The 18,984-nt window shown below is 35.2% G+C and carries 13 protein-coding genes; 4 read left to right on the forward strand and 9 right to left on the reverse strand.

Going from position 1 to position 18,984, the window contains the following annotated elements:
- Window positions 1–34: 34 nt before the first annotated feature.
- The 3 genes from ACJAZK_RS10675 to gcvT form a co-directional block, all read right to left on the reverse strand.
- Window positions 35–325: a 4a-hydroxytetrahydrobiopterin dehydratase gene (locus tag ACJAZK_RS10675; protein ID WP_028873428.1), complete on the reverse strand. Its 291-nt coding sequence runs from the start codon at window positions 323–325 to the stop codon at window positions 35–37.
- A 105-nt stretch (window positions 326–430) separates the two neighbouring features.
- A complete protein-coding gene (locus ACJAZK_RS10680; RefSeq protein ID WP_415223961.1) occupies window positions 431–1,264 on the reverse strand; it encodes a sugar nucleotide-binding protein in 834 nt (277 codons plus the stop codon).
- Between the two features lie 202 nt (window positions 1,265–1,466).
- Window positions 1,467–2,537, reverse strand: coding sequence for a glycine cleavage system aminomethyltransferase GcvT (gcvT, locus tag ACJAZK_RS10685; protein WP_415223950.1), 1,071 nt, complete (start codon window positions 2,535–2,537; stop codon window positions 1,467–1,469).
- A 206-nt stretch (window positions 2,538–2,743) separates the two neighbouring features.
- On the opposite strand from gcvT, the gene ACJAZK_RS10690 reads away from it, so the two are divergent.
- A complete protein-coding gene (locus tag ACJAZK_RS10690; RefSeq protein ID WP_415223951.1) occupies window positions 2,744–4,222 on the forward strand; it encodes an aminopeptidase P N-terminal domain-containing protein in 1,479 nt (492 codons plus the stop codon).
- 239 nt (window positions 4,223–4,461) lie between these two features.
- Here ACJAZK_RS10690 and ACJAZK_RS10695 read toward each other — a convergent pair whose 3' ends face one another.
- From ACJAZK_RS10695 to thrA, 5 genes are all read right to left on the reverse strand, one after another.
- Window positions 4,462–4,992, reverse strand: a complete 531-nt coding sequence (locus tag ACJAZK_RS10695; protein ID WP_415223952.1) for a hypothetical protein — start codon at window positions 4,990–4,992, stop codon at window positions 4,462–4,464.
- Between the two features lie 28 nt (window positions 4,993–5,020).
- Window positions 5,021–5,449, reverse strand: coding sequence for a hypothetical protein (locus tag ACJAZK_RS10700; RefSeq protein WP_415223953.1), 429 nt, complete (start codon window positions 5,447–5,449; stop codon window positions 5,021–5,023).
- Window positions 5,450–5,495: 46 nt separating this feature from the next.
- Window positions 5,496–6,794 carry a threonine synthase gene (gene thrC / locus ACJAZK_RS10705; RefSeq protein ID WP_415223954.1) on the reverse strand — a complete coding sequence of 433 codons (1,299 nt, stop codon included), beginning with the start codon at window positions 6,792–6,794 and terminating at the stop codon, window positions 5,496–5,498.
- Complete coding sequence (locus ACJAZK_RS10710; RefSeq protein ID WP_415223955.1) at window positions 6,795–7,715, reverse strand: homoserine kinase; 921 nt, start codon at window positions 7,713–7,715, stop codon at window positions 6,795–6,797. It lies immediately after the preceding gene.
- 127 nt (window positions 7,716–7,842) lie between these two features.
- Window positions 7,843–10,290: a bifunctional aspartate kinase/homoserine dehydrogenase I gene (gene thrA / locus ACJAZK_RS10715; RefSeq protein WP_415223956.1), complete on the reverse strand. Its 2,448-nt coding sequence runs from the start codon at window positions 10,288–10,290 to the stop codon at window positions 7,843–7,845.
- 323 nt (window positions 10,291–10,613) lie between these two features.
- Here thrA and ACJAZK_RS10720 point away from each other — a divergent pair, with 323 nt between their 5' ends.
- Window positions 10,614–12,164 (forward strand): NAD(P)H-hydrate dehydratase, encoded by a 1,551-nt coding sequence (locus ACJAZK_RS10720; RefSeq protein WP_415223957.1) that lies wholly within the window; start codon window positions 10,614–10,616, stop codon window positions 12,162–12,164.
- Between the two features lie 75 nt (window positions 12,165–12,239).
- On the opposite strand, the gene ACJAZK_RS10725 is transcribed toward ACJAZK_RS10720, so the two are convergent.
- On the reverse strand, window positions 12,240–13,625 hold the full coding sequence (locus ACJAZK_RS10725) for a TlpA family protein disulfide reductase (protein ID WP_415223958.1): 1,386 nt from the start codon (window positions 13,623–13,625) through the stop codon (window positions 12,240–12,242).
- Between the two features lie 128 nt (window positions 13,626–13,753).
- On the opposite strand from ACJAZK_RS10725, the gene hutH reads away from it, so the two are divergent.
- Together hutH and ACJAZK_RS10735 are read left to right on the forward strand one after the other, a co-directional pair.
- On the forward strand, window positions 13,754–15,265 hold the full coding sequence (gene hutH / locus ACJAZK_RS10730; RefSeq protein WP_415223959.1) for a histidine ammonia-lyase: 1,512 nt from the start codon (window positions 13,754–13,756) through the stop codon (window positions 15,263–15,265).
- Window positions 15,266–15,634: 369 nt separating this feature from the next.
- On the forward strand, window positions 15,635–18,984 hold a 3,350-nt coding region (locus ACJAZK_RS10735; protein ID WP_415223960.1), incomplete at its 3' end, for a hypothetical protein.

Below are 18,984 nucleotides of genomic sequence, written 5' to 3' on the forward strand. Positions count from 1 at the left end.
ACTCTAGAATGAATTAATAACTAAGGAATCGTGCCTACTCTTCAACCTCTACGATGGCTTCAATAGCATCTGCCAGTTTAAAGTCTTTTTCTGTAACACCGTTTTCATCATGTGTAGACAAAGAGATTTTAAGCATATTGTAAACATTTGTCCAGTCTGGATGGTGACCTTGAGCTTCGCATTCAAACGCAATCCTACTCATTGCACTAAAGCAATCTTTAAAATTGTCAAATTCAAACTCTGCGTATAAAGTGTTATTTCTATGTTCCCAATCAGGGAAGCGAAGTAATCTTTTTTCTATATTTTCATCTGTTAATAAACCCATAACTTTATTTTTACTTAAAGGTAGCATATTTTTACTGCAGAATAAAAGTTATTAAGCTTTCAAATTATTAAAAAAGTCAAACATATTCTTTTTTATCGCAAAATTTTACTTTGTTAGATCCTCAAGTACCTCAGCACTTGTGATTTCTAAATGTTTTGGCAGTTTGTTGAATTTTGGTAAAACTGCTAAATAACGATCTTCATTAGTGGTGTACACATGCTTGTAAAGCACCTCGTTGTTTGACGTAATTTGTTCAACAATATCTTTAAAATAATCATCATGATGCACTAAATCTGTGCTTCCCAAATGAAAAATTCCATATTTATCTTGGTTGATAATGTAATGAATTTGTTGTGTCAATTTTGATTCTGTGGTCACATTCATTATGATATTTGGGAAAATTTCAATCGCAGTTTTGTTTTGTAAATGCTGCTTTAATTCTTTTAGCCGTGGTGATTGAGAACCCAAAACCATAGGTAATCTTACGATCGCTACTTTTTTCTTCGGAAGACGTAGTAACATATTTTCAATCTTAATTTTAAAATGACCATAGACGCTTCCGCTCAAGGTTTTATCCAATTCATAGCTAGGGTATTTGCTGTACGCATCAAATACATTTGCAGAGGATAAGAAGATGAGTTTGCAATTCTGTTCTACGAGATATTCGGCAATATGTTGATGAGCGATGGTTTGTGCTCTAAAATCGCCACGTAAACAAGAAATGATAATGGTGGGCTTTGTCGCTTTTAAAATCTCGTAGACATCGTCTTCTTCAACATTATATTGAAAAAACTGATGGTTGTCTTCGAACACTTTCTTTGGGACACGATACGTGCCAAAGGTCATAAAGTAACCTAAAAGCTCTTTGTAAATGGCATTACCTATAAAACCGCTAGCACCTAAAATTAAGATGCGATGTTTGCTCGAAAACTCCTTCATTAAATCTGTCTTCAATCTAATTTAAACCCGTTGTGCTCTTTAGTCAGTTTTTTACAATAGTGTCTAAACCTTAAAAGCATTACCTTTAAAACCATGACATTATCTTGCAGTCCCGAAATTTCTGGAAAGGAAAAAAATAAAGTTTTATAGCTATTGAGTTTGATTTTTATCAAAATGGATAAGGTGTTTATATGAGAATACTTTAGCCCTTGTAAAAAGGTAGTTTAATCACAGTTGCTGGAACTGTATTTTTACGAATTTGAATATGTAATTTGCTACCAACCGTTGTTAAAATTGTCGGTACATAACCCATGCCAATACCTTTACCCAAACTTGGAGACATGGTTCCCGATGTTACGTTACCAATCGTTTTTCCGCTAGAATCAACAATATCGTAACCTTGACGTGGTATGCCACGGTCATCTATTTCAAACGCCACTAATTTACGTTCTGGTCCACGGCGTTTTTCATCTTCTAAAGCTTCAGAGTTTATAAACTTTTTTGAGAACTTTGTAATCCAGCCTAAACCAGCTTCAATTGGCGAGGTGGTGTCGTTGATATCATTTCCGTAGAGACAAAAACCCATTTCTAAACGCAGTGTATCACGAGCAGCTAATCCAATAGGTTTTGCACCAGCCCCAGTTACTTTATCCCAAATTTGCTGTACTTCATTGTTCTTGCAGTAAATTTCAAATCCGCCACTTCCGGTGTAACCAGTCGCCGAAATAATCACATTCTCAATACCAGCAAAGTCTCCAACTACAAAGTTGTAAAATTTAATCTCTGCAAGATTATGGCTTGTTAAACTTTGCATGGCTTCAACCGCCTTAGGGCCTTGAATGGCTAGTAACGAATAGTCTTCGCTTAAATCGCGCATCCTTGCACCAACATCATTTTTAGAAGAAATCCAGTTCCAGTCTTTTTCAATATTACTAGCATTAACAACCAGTAGATAGCTTTCTTCCTCAATTTTGTAAATGAGGAGATCATCTACAATGCCGCCGTCATCATTAGGTAAACAGCTATATTGCGCTTTGCCAATTGTTAATTTTGACGCATCATTACTGCCTACTTTTTGAATTAAATCTAATGCATGAGGGCCTTCAATTAAAAATTCTCCCATATGCGACACATCAAATACACCAACACCAGTTCGTACCGCTTCGTGTTCTACATTGATGCCGTCATATTGTACTGGCATATTATATCCTGCAAAAGGTACCATTTTCGCACCAAGCGCTTCGTGAGTTGCTGTTAAGGCTGTGTTTTTCATCAAAAAAGTAGTTTAGGTTTCCGTAAAATAGAAAATGCTTTGTTAATTGTTTTATTAAAAAATTGAGCCACAAATGTATCGAAAAATATCTGTTCTTTAGACTGTGCTTCGGGATAAAAACAGATTATAAATATGTTAATATTAAAATATTTTTTTAAAAATAAGGAGATAATCCTTAATTTTAAATGTTTAAAAAACAGAAACTCATGAGACTTTTATTTACAATACTTATTACACTGATTTTGTCCTTCTTAGGTATGGCTCAAAACGGAACACCAGAAGATTATTTAAGTAAAGAATTCCATAAAGAGCGACGTGATGCTCTACGTGCAAACATGCCAGCCAATAGTGTCGCTGTATTTTTTGCAAACCCAGTTCGTAATCGTGCCAATGATGTCGAATATGTCTATCATCAAGATCCTAACTTTTATTACCTCACGGGTTATAAGGAGCCTCATGCTGTTTTAGTGATTTTCTCTGAACCTCAGAACACTTCCGAAGAAAATAGCGTTAACGAAAAATTCTATGTGCAACAACGTAATGCTCAGGCAGAACAGTGGACAGGTCGCAGATTGGGAACTGAAGGTGCAAAAGCAGAACTAGGATTTGATAATGCCTACAATGGCAATGAATTTTTAGATTCTAATATCGATTTCGCTTCTTTTGACAAAGTGATGTATGCAGATTTTAGAGATGATTATAGAGATACCAGAGATGAAGCAGACCTATATGATTTGGTGCAGTCGTTTAAAACGCAAATAAAACTTATTAATAATTATACGATTGAAAATAAAACGGAGGCAATCGAAGTGGATGCTAATGCGGATATGGAAGCAGAAACTATAAAGACAGATACTAGAACCTTGTCACGGTTAATGGCAGGATTACGAGAAATAAAAACGGCTGATGAGTTGGTGTTGCTTAAAAAAGCGGTGCGAATTTCTGCCATGGGGCAACGTGAAATTATGAAAGCGATGCATCCAGGAATGTCTGAAACCGAAGTGCAAGGTGTTCATGAATATATCTACAAAAAATATGGCAGTGAATATGAAGGTTACCCAAGTATTGTGGGTGCTGGAAATAATGGTTGCGTGCTGCATTACATCGAGAATTCTAAAATGAAAGTAGAAAATGATCTTGTCCTTATGGATTTAGGTGCAGAGTATCATGGTTATACAGCAGATGTGACGCGAACAATTCCTGCAAACGGGAAATTTAGTGACGCGCAAAAAGCCATTTATGATATTGTCTATGACGCCCAAGAAGCAGGTATAAAAGCAACTGTAATTGGTAATACGATGCAATCTCCAGATACTGCAGCACGAGCGGTGGTGTATCAAGGTTTGATTGATTTAGGGATTGCAAAAAACGCAACAGAAGCGAGACAATATTTCCCTCACGGTACATCGCATCATATTGGTTTAGATGTTCATGATCCAGGAACGTATGGACAGTTACAAGCTAATATGGTGATTACGGTAGAACCAGGAATTTATATCCCAATTGGGAGCGATTGCGACCCAAAATGGCATGGTATTGCTGTACGCATTGAAGATGATATTTTGATTACAGAAAATGGACCCATAAATTTATCTGCGGAAGCGCCTCGCACCTCTTCGGAAATTGAAAAGTTAATGACAAAGAAGAGTGTTTTAAATGGGTTGGAGTTACCTAGTTTGGATTAGGAATTCCTGCGTATGCAGGAATCTCTATGGAGTTAGAGAAACAACATTGGTTAAATTAACACATTCAGTAATTCTGTCTCCACTGCTTATATTGGTGTTTTTTACCGATATTTGTTGGTGGAAAATACCAACAACGGCCGAAATATTTTCTTTTATATTTCATTTCTTAAATTTCGGGTAATGTCCTTGGGTCTAATCAGTTTAATTAAATTAACTTTTTTTACAACCATAAACAAGAGTTATTGAATTATAATCTCTGAAATTAAATGTGCAGCTTCTTTATTATGGTCTGCAATAAAGTTATTTGCAGCAATATGCAGTTTAGCTATTTCTATTGTTTTATTTGTTGAGCTTTCCGATATATTTAAATCTAAATCAAATATAATAACGCGTTCCCTTTCTTTGGTCGCATCAAAATTTTTCATGTTTGAGGTTTCAAGAAAACAAACAATATCATAATTTGATTTGTCATATTTCTTGTTTGGGATTCTTTTTAAATCAAATTCAAAAGGTTTAAATTCAGATGACATCTCATAATTAAAGTCAACGGCACTAGTAGATTTTCTTAGCTTTCGCTTTATCTTTCTGGCTAAATCCAAATAAAAATGAATGTAGTGTGTGTCATCTTCAATTACAAATAATACTGATTTTGATGACGTGACTTTTTTAACTGTATTGTTTTCTATTAGTTTAACTCCAATCTCTAAATCTTGTGAAAAACTAAATAATGAGGAGCATAAGACTATTGTAAATAAGTAAAGTTTTTTCATAAATAGGCCACAATTTAACTAGTCAAAGCTAATCAATTATAGACTCACATCCAGTATAACGAATCAAAAGGTTGTCATTATCATCTTGAGAAACATCAAAAGAAACGCCTTTAAATTCAGCATTAAAACGACCTTTGCCTTTCGTGTTCACAATTTCTGATAAAGTTTTATCTTCATGATCAATTTGCATCACAGCTTGAGCGCATAAATTATCATTTTGCACATAAAACACCAAATAATGCTTTTGGTCTTTTTCTACATAATCTGATAACCAAAATCTAAGATTATCTTCTCCAACGATTTCAATTTGATGAACCACTTCTCTTTGATATACTTTGCTGAGAACCCCGTTATTTAGAAAGGCAGGATTGTCTGTTTCACAAGATGATCTATCACATGAGTACAAAGACAATAGGAGTAAAGCGCTAAGCATACATTTTGAGATTGTTGGATTCATCTGGTTGTATTTGTTATTGTAGTAAGGCTAACGTAATTGTGTCTTTCTAAATTGTACCCAACAAAAAGGCCTTCAATCCTTCATAATCTGAAATCTGTAAAGCGACTTTCTCTTTACCCATTAAAGCTTCAATTTGAGGTGGTAAAGCAACTGTAGTTTTAATTACGTCTTCAACTACATCTAAAAACTTAGTTGGATGCGCCGTTTCTAAAAACACACAGTGTGCATTTGGGTTGGTCTTCAAATGGTCTTTACAGCCTAAATAACCAATAGCGCCATGAGGATCTGCAACGTAGTTATAGCGTTCGTAAATCTCTAGAAGCGCTGTTTTTGTCTCATCGTCTGTATAACTAAAAGACGATAAATTGGCTTGTAAACGTTCAAAATCGTTATCGTAAATTTCTTGGATGCGTATAAAATTACTTGGGTTACCAACATCCATTGCATTACTAATGGTTGCTACAGAGGGTTTGGGATTGTAGTGTTCTGTTTCTAAATATTCTGTAACTACATTATTTGCATTATTAGAGGCAATAAAATGTTTGATGGGTAATCCTAATTGTTGCGCTACCATTCCTGCGCAGATATTACCGAAGTTACCACTAGGAATAGAAAACACAATTTCGTTATGTTGATGATGCAATTGCTTATAAGCAAACATGAAATAGAAGAGTTGTGGTAACCAACGCGCTACGTTGATAGAATTAGCAGATGTTAATTGCATTTTTCTAGTCAATTGGGCATCTAAAAATGCTTTTTTAACCATGTCTTGACAATCGTCAAACACTCCATCGACTTCTAAAGCAGTAATATTTTGACCAAGCGTTGTCAGTTGTTTTTCTTGAATATCACTCACTTTCCCAGAAGGATATAATATCACAACATTAACACCTTTAACACCTAGAAACCCATTGGCAACAGCACCTCCTGTATCTCCAGAAGTAGCAACTAAAACCGTCACTTCATTGGTGTTATTTTTATTAAAATAGGCTAAACATCGCGCCATAAAACGAGCGCCAACATCCTTAAAAGCCATGGTTGGTCCATGAAATAACTCCAATGTTGAGATCTTATCATCCAGTTTTACAACCGGAAAGTCAAACGACAACGTCTCTTCAACAATCGTTTTTAAAATATCTTCTGGAATTTCTGGACTTACAAATTGTTTAATCGCTTCAAAGGCAATTTCAGGATACGATTTATTGTCAATATCTTCAAAAAATGAGACAGGTAACGGCTTTATTTCCCTGGGAAAATATAAGCCTCTATCTGGCGCAAGTCCTTTGATAACTGCGTTTTCGAAATTCGTATCTGGTGCTTTTCTATTAAGACTATAGTAATTCATTTATAATATTTTAATGCCCTTAGTATTTATTCCTGACACATAGATTTCAAAAGGAATCCTAGTTTCAGAATAGATAGCTTCAATGGCTTTAGCAACTTTTCGAGCATCCTTATTTCCGTAGCATAAACTAAAAATAGAGGGTCCAGATCCTGAAATTCCACAACCTAAAGCGCCATGGTCAAGTGCAGCTTGCCTAACCGCATCAAAGTGCGGAATCAGTTTACTGCGGTGAGGTTCTACCACAACATCTGTCAATGATCTACTTAATAATTTGTAATCACTGGTGTGCAAGGCGTGCACCAAACTCCCAACATTTGACCATTGGGTAATGGCATCTTGTAATGGGATCTGCTTGGGAAGAATTGCTCTAGACTCTGAAGTCTTTATTTCAATTTGAGGATGAATAATCACTGCAAATAGATCTTTTGGTGTTGGTAATTGCAACACCTCAAGAGGTGCAACAGATTTTACTAATGTGAAACCGCCAAAAATAGCAGGAGCAATATTATCTGCATGCTCACATTGACTCGCCAGAGCTTCGCCTTTCATAGCAAAGTTGGTGAGTTGTGTTTTGTTATAGGGGCGTCCTAGAAGTTCGTTTATCCCAAAAACACTACCAACAGCACTTGCTGAACTACTGCCAACACCACTTCCAGGTTTTATGTTTTTGTAGATTTCAATTTCGAATCCGTAATCTGGTTGGGCAGCTTCAAATAATGCTAAAGCAGAAACGCCAGCCACATTGTTTTCGGCTTCAAATGGTAAATCGTAACCTTCAATTTTAGTGATATGAATGCCTTTTTTGTCCGTTTTTCTAATGACCATTTCATCTCCAATAGTGTCTAGGCAAAACCCGAGAACATCGAATCCGCAAGAGACATTGGCAACTGTTGCTGGAGAGAAAATTTTTATTTCGTTCATATCTTACTTTCCGCAATTGCGAATTCGTTTAGTTTCTATTTTTCCGAAGAAAACCTATTTATTTTTATTCCCATCCAAGTAAACACTGTATACTGCGACCGAAAACTATTTAAATACAAAAAATCACCTACTTATTACCCGTTCTAATAATATCTGCAAATAATCCTGAGGCAGTAACATCTGCACCAGCGCCAGCGCCTTTGATTATCATAGGTTGTTCTGGGTAACGTTGTGTATAAAACATGACGATATTATCTTTGCCTTCAAGGTTGAAAAAAGGATGTCCTTGAGGGATTTCTTGTAAACCTACTTTTGCCTTTCCATCATTAAATTCTGCCACATATTTTAACTGACGATCATTCGCTTTTGCTGAAGCGTATAACTTCTGAAAATGCGCTTCATCATCAATTAATGTTTTATAAAAATCATCAACAGAATTGCTTTCTAAATTAGCTGTAGTCAAAAACGAATCGTTTTCTATGTCTTCGAGGTTCATTTCTGTTCCGCTTTCACGAGCTAAAATTAGAATTTTTCTAGCGACATCAACACCACTTAAATCAATTCTTGGATCGGGTTCTGTGTAGCCTTCTTTTTGGGCTTGTTTAACGACATCATGAAACTTCGTCGTATCATCAAAATTATTGAATACAAAATTCAAACTACCAGATAAAACAGCTTGTATAGATATGATTGTATCCCCAGAAGCAATTAAATTATTAAGCGTATCAATAACAGGTAATCCAGCACCAACATTTGTTTCGAATAAAAATGGCGCGTTGTATTTAAGTGATAATTCTTTAAGTTCTCTGTAATTTTCAAAGCTACTTGAGCATGCTATTTTGTTACAAGCAACAACAGCAATACTATGTTTTAAATAAGCGCCATACAATCTTGAGATATCTTCATTAGCAGTAATGTCTACGAATATACTGTTACGTAAATTGAACTCTTTTGAACGCTCCAAAAAACCATTTAATGTAGCTTTTTCTCCAGTTTGTAATTCTGATTTCCAATCTTTTAATGAGAGTCCGTCATCATTGAAAATCATGGTTCTAGAATTGGATAAACCAACGACTTTTAAATTGATTTTTAATTGCTCTTTCAAATATTTTCTTTGCTGCTTTATTTGTTCAACAAGTCGTTCTCCTACATTTCCAACACCTGTAATGAAGACATTGAGTTGTTTGTTCTTGTCTTCAAAGAAACGTTCATGTAGCGCGTTTAAAGCTTTTTTGACATCTTTTTCTACTATCACTGTTGAGATATTTCGTTCTGAAGCGCCTTGTGCGATGGCTCTTATATTAATATTATTTTTTCCTAAAGTCCTAAACATTTTACCACTGATACCTTGGTGACTCTTCATTTTGTCGCCTACAAGCGCAATAATTGATAAGCCAGTTTCGATAAGTATAGGGTCAATTTTATGTAGTGAAATTTCATTTTCAAATGTAGTATCAATAGCTGCTTTTGCTAGCTGAGAATCTTTGGTGTCAATTCCAAAACAAATAGAATGTTCTGATGAGGCTTGAGTAATAAAAATGATATTAATCATTTCCTGTGCTAACGTTTCAAAGAGACGTTTTGAAAATCCTGGAATTCCAACCATTCCATTACCTTGAAGTGTCAACAAAGCAATATTATCAATATTAGAAATTCCCTTAACAGGAGTTGCCGAATTATCGATAAAATCATTTGAAATCTTTGTGCCAATGGCTTCAGGTTTTAATGTGTTTTTTATGTGAATTGGAATGTTTAAATCCAAAACAGGCTGTACTGTTGGGGGATATAAGACTTTGGCGCCAAAATGAGATAATTCCATGGCTTCCTGATAAGATAAATTCTCAATAGGAAATGCTTGTTTTACTAGTTTTGGGTTGGTTGTATACATCCCACTTACATCTGTCCAAATCTCAAGAGAATTGACTTTTAAAGCTGCAGCGACTATAGCTGCCGTGAAATCAGAACCTCCTCGACCTAAAGTAGTTAATTCTTCATTTGTTGATTTTGAAATAAACCCTGGGAGAATAGTGATTTGCTCTTTTGCTTCGGAAAAGTAACTTTTTATGTTAGTATTAGTCTGTTGATACTGGACTTCTGCCCTGGTGAAATTAGAATTCGTTACAATCAATTCCTGACTATTTTTTCTACTGCAATCTAGACCTCTACTTTTCATCGTTTCGGCAATAATGAAAGCCGATAGTAATTCTCCAAAACTAACTAATTTATCAGATGTTTTTGGAGATAATTCATTGATTAAAAATATACCATCTAAAAGACTTCTAAGGTCTTGTAATTTGTTGTTGAGATGCGTTGAAATTGTTTGATTTCCTGAAGGAATTAATTCTAATACAATCGAGTTATGTTTCTCTGCAATAGCGTCATATTCTGAGATATAATCTCGGTTTTTTCTCTGAGCCATTTCAGCGGCTTTTAATAACTTATCTGTAATTCCTCCAATTGCCGAAACCACACAAATTACACGATTATTTTGCGAATAATTGTCGAGAATTGAAATGACTTTATTTATGTTTTTTGCAGATCCTACAGAAGTTCCGCCAAATTTTAAAACATTCATTTTTAGATGTTTAAATGTGAATTTTGTTTATTTAAATCTTTTTTGTAACCTAGGAGCTTATTGAAGACATATTGCTAGAACCCCCTTTGGGTGATCATACCAAACGTCATCCCACTAGACAAAGAGATGAAAATTTCAAAAATATTTGGATTTAGGTTTGTCATTTTTTTAAGCCTATACATATCAAATGTATTATTTTTACAGGAATAAAAAAATTTTGAAAGATGTTTTGCACATTTTTCACTTTAAAAGGAATCTATTCAATAATTCGTCATTTTTACTAGTATAAATGACAAATTTATAATCAACATTATACAGTATACATGAAGATATTTTCAAAAGAACAAATTTACGAAGGCGATCAGCTTACAGCAAAAAAACAAAGTATTACGTCAACAGAATTAATGGAGCACGCTGGAATTCAAATATTCAATTGGCTTCATATTAGAATGCAAGGCGCTCAAGTGCCTATTCATGTCTTTTGTGGGATTGGAAATAATGGAGGTAATGGATTGGTCGTCGCAAGACAGTTAATTACCCATGGTTACAATGTGAAAACCTATGTGGTGAACTGCAGTGACAAACGTACCAAAGATTTCTTAGTTAATTATGACTTGATAAAGCAGACCACTAAAAAGTGGCCAGATATGCTCGCTTGCGAGTCTGATTTTCCTGAGATCCACAAAGATGATATCATAGTGGATGCCGTCTTTGGAATTGGTTTAAACAGACCAGCAAGGGATTGGGTAAAATCATTATTTGTTCACTTTAAGCAAAGCGAGGCATTTACTTTGGCCATAGATGTTCCTTCTGGAGTTTATACAGATAAAGCAATTGAAGATGAAAATGGAGTTGTATGGGCCAACTATACGCTTAGTTTTCAGTCGCCAAAATTGATATTTTTTTTACCAGAAACTGCTAAATTTTCTACACAATGGGAAGTTATTGATATTGGCATTGATAGAGCATTTTTGCTTGCCACAGAAACGGGGACCGAGTTAATAGGAAAAAATGAGGTGGTACCTATGTATAAACCCAGGGAGAAATTTGCTCATAAAGGAGATTATGGTCACAGTTTAATAATTGGAGGTAGCTATGGTAAGATAGGTGCAGTTGTTTTAGCGAGCCGCGCCGCATTGTCTATTGGTGCTGGATTAGTGACCTCATATGTGCCAAAAAGCGGATATCAAATTTTGCAAACCGCATTCCCTGAAGGTATGGTGATTACCGATCAAAATGACGCTATTATTTCTGAGATAGAATTTGACATAGAGCCTGCTGTTATTGGACTAGGGATAGGGATGGGGACAGCAACTGAAACCGTCGCAGCTCTAGAAAAATTTCTAAAAACAAATAAAACATCATTAGTTATTGATGCCGACGGACTTAATATCTTATCAAAGAAAAAAATGCTCTTAAAACTGCTTCCTGAGAGGTCAGTTTTAACACCACATCCCAAAGAATTAGAACGTTTAATAGGGACGTGGAAAGACGATTTTGATAAGCTTGAAAAAGCAAAACAGTTCTCTAAAAAGTATACCGTAATTTTAGTCATCAAGGGCGCAAATACAATTACTGTTTTTAATGATAAATATTTTGTAAATACAACAGGGAATCCTGGAATGGCAACTGCTGGAACTGGCGATGTTTTAACAGGTGTCATTACAGGTTTGCTGTCACAAGGATATAGTCCTCTAAATGCGGCTATTTTTGGAGTGTATCTTCATGGTAAAGCTGCAGATATTGCCATTGAAACTTTAGGTTATCAGAGTCTTATAGCGAGTCATGTTATTGAAACTTTAGGGGAAGCCTATATCGATTTATTTAGTCAACCTGAACAGCCACAAGTTGAAGAGGCACAACCTGACGATTAAAAATACTCAATAATAGCATGTTTAAAAACAAACACCACTTCAACTGAAGTGGTGTTTTTGATATTTATAAATTTATTAAGGTTGTATCTTGAGTTCTTTTTCTAATAACTCTACTAATTTAGGGTCTGATGGTCTTGGTGCATCTGCGCTTACAATATTGCCATTTGGATCTATTAAAATAAATCTTGGAATACCTTGAATGGCGTAGTCTCTTACAAACTTAGAATTCCAATCCTTATCTGCCATTAATTGTAGTCCACCCAAGTCTTTATCTTGAACCATACTTACCCATTTATCATGGTCTTTAGATTGGTCAATTGAGGTGCTAACAAATTCTATATTTTCGTTGTGAAATTTTTTCTCAACATCTTTTAGAGACGGTATTTCTCTAATGCATGGACCACACCAAGTTGCCCAAACATCTACATATACATATTTTCCTTTTAAATCTGTGAGAGATAATGCACCACCTTTATGATTTTCATAATTCACAAACTGAGGAGAAGGTTTGCCTTTTACTAGATTTTTATTTTTATCAAAAGTGTCTGTAAGTTTCTTTTTAGTGTCCTCCTTAGTACTGTTCTCAATAAAGAAATTGTAGACTGCTTCCATATTTTCATTACCAGGTGATACTAAGAAGCTTGACAAATAATCAATAACATCATTTTTTAATGCAGGAATCTTGATATTCGAAACGCCTTGTAAATCTTCTGGAGAAACTGATGAAATATCATCACCTAAACCTTCAAATAGACCTGTCAATACTCTGTCAAAAGCCATGTCCTTATATGAACTAGAAGATTTGTAAGCCTTTGAATCATCAAATGTCATGTCTTTTAATGCTATTGGAATAAAACTATCCGATACTTCAAAATCTTCCTTTTTAGTATAATAACCATGTCTTTGGGAATAGTTATTCATCATGAGATACTTATCATAGATGATATTTTGTTTTTCTACAGAAATGAAAGCATCATCAGCATTAGTCAAACCATTTAAAAGCGCTTCATTTTCTGTTTCAATTTCAGATAATTTAGTTTTAAAATCATCTTCATCCATGGAGTAAAATTCAACTGCATTGGCTGTAGCTTTTCCATTACTTAAAGTTTTTGCAGCTAAATAATTGTTTTTAATAGCGCCTTCGCCAGTATACGTAATAGTTTCGTCAAATTTCTTAGCGTCAAGCGTTACCTTAATATTGTCTGCAAACCCTATATGCATTGCTGTGAACTCTCTACCTATTGCCATCGTGTAAAATCCGTTTTCAGGAATACGAAGCGTATCAGTAAATGTGCCATCGTCGTTAATCGCTATTTCTGCTTTAAAATCGGCATTACTAACAATTGCGTTTTTAACTTTAGAATTTTCTATTTTTCCAGAAATAACAGCATAGTCTATTTTCTTTTCTTGCTGACAAGCAAAAACCGATAGCGCTATTAAGGCAACAATTAATCTTTTCATATTTTTTATTATTTTAGTGATTCAAAAATACAGTTTATCATCTTTTTTAAGTCATCTTTTATTAATTATTAACATTATGTTGCAAAGTAGAGATGTTATTCTCAAGTTTGAAGTCGTAAAACCTAACTATGAAAACAACGCATTTTATTTCTTCGGAAATTTTAGAACTTTCAACCGTTAATGATATCCTTTTTCAGAATAAGAAAATAGAGTTATCCAAAGAATCAATACAAAAAATAGAAGCATGTCGAAGCTATCTAGATAATAAAATTAAAAATACAGATCAGCCCATCTATGGAATTAATACAGGGTTTGGTTCTTTGTGCGATGTGAAAATCTCTAAAGATAAGCTTACGAAATTACAGGAGAACTTAGTGATGTCTCATGCCTGTGGTATTGGTGAGCGCGTTCCTGAGCAAGTAGTCAAGCTTATGTTGTTGCTTAAAGTACAATCATTAAGTTATGGTCATAGTGGCGTTCAATTAAAAACAGTACAACGCCTCATTGATTTTTTTAACAATGATATTTTGCCAATTATTTATACTCAAGGTTCTCTAGGTGCCTCTGGTGACTTGGCGCCATTAGCACATTTAGCTTTACCGTTGATTGCTAAAGGTGAAGTCCTATATAAGGATAAGGTGTATAAGTCAAAAGACATTCTATCAAAATTTAATTGGGAATCTATAGAATTACAATCAAAAGAAGGTCTTGCATTGTTAAACGGAACTCAATTTATGAGTGCTTACGGAATTTACTTACTGATAAAATCACATAAGCTTTCCTATTTCGCAGACTTAATAGGAAGTATATCCTTAGATGCTTTTGATGGCAGAATTGAGCCATTTAGTGAATTAGTTCATCTAGTTAGACCTCACAAAGGTCAAGTTAATACTGCAAAGAGAGTTAGAGAATTCCTTGAAGGCAGTGAATTGATTAATCAGCATAAAGCGCATGTTCAAGATCCATATTCGTTTAGATGCATACCTCAAGTACATGGTGCAACAAAAGACACTTTAGATTTTGTGCATAAAACATTTAAAATTGAAATAAACTCGGTCACAGATAATCCAAATATTTTTGTTGGAGATGATGAGATTATTTCAGGCGGAAATTTTCACGGTCAACCTTTAGCTTTGGCTTTAGATTATTTAAAAATTGCAATGGCAGAGCTCGGTAATATTTCTGAAAGACGTACCTACCAATTAGTGTCTGGGTTAAGAGGCTTACCTATGTTCTTGGTGGATAACCCAGGTTTGAATTCTGGTTTTATGATTCCGCAATATACCGCAGCAAGTATCGTGAGTGCTAATAAGCAGTTGGCTACTCCTGCTAGTGTCGATAGTATTGTGTCGAGCAATGGTCAAGAGGATCATGTGAGTATGGGAGCAAATGCGGCGACCCAGTGTTTTAGTATTGTCAACAATGTGGAACGTGTTTTGGCCATTGAATTATTGAACGCTTCACAAGCTCTTTATTTTAGAAAACCATCGAGGTCTTCAGATTTAATAAATTCTTTTTTAGAAAGTTACAGATCTGAGGTTCCATTTGTTACAGAAGACAAAGTTTTTTATAAACTTATGGAAAAAACAGTACATTTTATCGATGATTTTAGCATCGATAATAACATACTTTTCGATTAAAGGTAAAAAAAATTGTTCAACGGTTTAATCTTTAAAAAAAGAATAAATTTATTTGGACGCCAGTATATTATACTTTATTTTTGATTCGAAGTAGAAGGAGAAATGTTCTTTTTATACTTTATAGCAGCTTAACTTAATAGCAAATTAATCTGTTATTCTTACCCAAAAATTGTTTGATAGCACAACAATTGATTAGTAGCATTTATTGATTTAGGATGGTTTCATTCTATTTGATGTTCTGTTTATTCAGTATATCAAAATCTAATTTTAAGCTTACACGTAAATCTTGTATTTATGTTTTTGCTGGCAATACTTGTATTGTCAATATAAATGTTAAAATAAATTAATTTAAAACCAAATGTTATGTTTATGAGCAATTTTACCCGAAGTGGTGGACGCGCCAAAATTTGGCCATCTATCACGAATTTATCGTGTTGTAGCATTGATTTTATGACTAAACGAAGTACAAGCATGAAGGCTATTGCCTTTTTCATGCTTTTCGCGTTTAATGTAAATTCGATGTTCGCCCAAGAATCGGAAAGAAGTACTTTCTTTAACCGATGTTTAAATGATGCACCTTCTGGACCTTCTGAGGCAGATGTTGCAAATCTTTACCTTAATCAATGTGGAGACATTCCTGCTGAAGTAGTTAAGTCTGCTCTTATGGATGGAAATGACTGCGCTTGGAATGTTGAGTACACTTATGACGTTAAGTGTGGAGACTTCGAAGAGCAAATCAAATTTAGCTATAATGGTGGCGATATTTCTGCACCAGTGCTAAATGAAGGTGCTGTTGTTCCTACGGGAGCGCAAGACTTGAATGTTTGTTTTGATAACGCTCCTGTGGGGCCTACAGCGGCAAGTATTGCAGCTTTGTATTCAGATAACTGCGGCGATGTTGTCGTTAATAAATCTGGTACGCCAACTGGTAGCGACTGTGAATGGTCTGTACTATATAAGTATACTATTGCAGATACATGTGGAAACATGTTAGATGACTTAGATATATTTTATAGTGGTGGAGATACTCAAGCGCCTCTACTTCCTAAAGGAGCAAGTATTCCAACAGGAGAGACAGGATTAAATTTATGTTTTTCTGAAAAAGCTCAAGGGCCAACAGTAGAAGATATTGCGGCATTATTTTTTGATAACTGCGGTACTGTAAATGTTACTAAAGACGAACAATCCAAAGGAACTGATTGTAAATGGTTAGCAACATATACTTATACTATTCAAGATGATTGCTTAAATTTTGCTGAGTCAATTGTTATAACATACACTGGAGGGGATATGGATGCACCTGTAATTACAGGAGTTCCTGGAGATATTACAGTTAATTGTATTGATGAAATTCCTTTACCAGCTAAAGGTGAAGTTTTTGCTACAGATAATTGTTCTTCGAAGGTTACTCCTCTTGCTACTGATGATACAAGCGGTTTAAATGGGTCATGTTTAGGTGGTGTAGTTGTTAGAACTTATACTGCCACAGATGATTGTGGTTTATCAGTTTCTGAAACTCAAACGATAACAGTATTACCTGCTCCAGAGTCTACTTTAACGACAGGAGAATTCCCAACTAACATATCATGTGAGGATGTTGCAGATTTTTCTGCACCTGACGCTACATATAGTAATGGAGTTGCTCAAGGAGCATGTTCAGTTTCTGGTTCTATTGAAGCAGATGTAAACATTGACTATACAGAATGTGGTGGTACAATAACTGTTTCTTATGATGGTGTTGATTCTTGTGATCGTCCATTAAGTGCAGGACCATTTACTATTATAGTTGATCCAGCACCAGTTGCAGTATTTAATCCAATACAGGACATCTCTATTTCTTGTAACGTAGCAAATCAATATATAGTGACCTCTTTAGGTTATACAAACGGAGCTTCAAATGAAGCATGTTTAATAGAAGGAGAAGTTGCAGGAGAGTTAAGTGGAGATTACACAGCATGTGGAGGAACACTTTATGTAGATTGGACATACACTGATGATTGTGATAGAACAATTACAGTTAAGAAAACGATTACAGTTGAGCCGGCACCAACGGCAGCATTTGATGGTGTAATGGACATGACAATATCATGTGACGAAGCAGGATCATTTACAGCAGGATCATTAAGCTACACAAACGGAGCTTCAAATGAAGTATGTTTAATTGAAGGTAGTGTTGATGGAGAATTAAGTGGATCTTACACAGAATGTGGAGGAGAACTTTTCGTAAATTGGACGTACACTGATGTGTGTGGTAATACAATTGAAGCTATAAAAACGATTACAGTTGAGCCAGCACCAGAAGCAGCATTTGACGACGTAGACAACATGACAATTTCATGTGAAGAAGCGGGATCATTTGTAGCAGGATCATTAAGCTACACAAACGGAGCTTCAACTGAAGCATGTTTAATAGAAGGTACTGTTTTAGGTCAATTAAGTGGAGATTACACAGAATGTGGAGGAACACTTTTCGTAGACTGGACATATACTGATGATTGCGATAGAACAATTGCAGCTAAGAAAGCAATTACAGTATTGCCAGCACCAGCTGCAGCATTTGATGACGTAGAAGACATGACAATTTCATGTGACGAAGCAGGATCATTTACAGCAGGTTCATTAGGGTATACAAACGGAGCTTCAAATGAAGCATGTTTAATAGCAGGTAGTGTTGATGGAGAATTAAGTGGAGATTACACAGAATGTGGAGGAACACTTTATGTAGACTATACGTTTGCTGATGATTGTGGTAATACAATTACAGTTAAGAAAGAAGTTACAGTTTTGCCAGCACCAGTAGCAGCATTTAGCGATGTAGAACACATGACAATTTCATGTGAAGAAGCAGGATTAATTGAAGCAGGTTCATTAAGTTATACAAACGGAGCTTCAACTGAAGCATGTTTAATCTCAGGTACTGTTACAGGAGAATTAGGTGGAGAATACTCAGAGTGTGGAGGATTACTATTTGTAGACTGGACGTATACTGATGATTGTGATAGAACAATTACAGCAAGACAGCAGTTCAAAGTTAACCCAGCACCAGTTGCAACATTTTACGACGTAGAAGGCATGACAATTTCATGTGAAGAAGCGGGGTCATTTGAAGCAGGTGTTTTAGGTTATACAAACGGAGCTTTAAATGGAGAATGTTTAATTGAAGGAGTAGTTGAAGGAGACTTAAGTGGAGGTTACACAGAATGTGGAGGAACACTTACAGCTAACTGGACGTATACTGATGCTTGTGATAGAACAATCACAACTAGCCAAACGATTACAGTAGCGCCAGCACCAGTTGCAGTCTTTGATGACGTTGAAAATATTTCAATAACTTGTGAATTAGCTAATCAATATGTAGCGAGCCCTTTAGGTTATACTAATGGAGGAACTGGAGTATGTTTAATAGCAGATAGTGTTGCAGGAGAATTAAGTGGAGATTACACAGAATGTGGAGGAACACTTTTCGTAGATTGGACATATACTGATGATTGTGATAGAACAATTACAGCTAAGAAAACGATTACCGTTGAACCAGCATTAGTTGCATCTTTTGATGAAGTACAAGACATGACAATTTCATGTGAAGAAGCAGGATCATTTACAGCAAGCCCTTTGAGTTATTCAAATGGAGCTTCAAATGAATTATGTTTAATTGCAGGTACTGTTGAAGGAGAATTAAGTGGAGATTACACAGAATGTGGAGGAACACTTTTCGTAGA

It is taken from the genome of Psychroserpens sp., assembly GCF_047633235.1.
Classification (GTDB): Bacteria; Bacteroidota; Bacteroidia; order Flavobacteriales; family Flavobacteriaceae; genus Psychroserpens.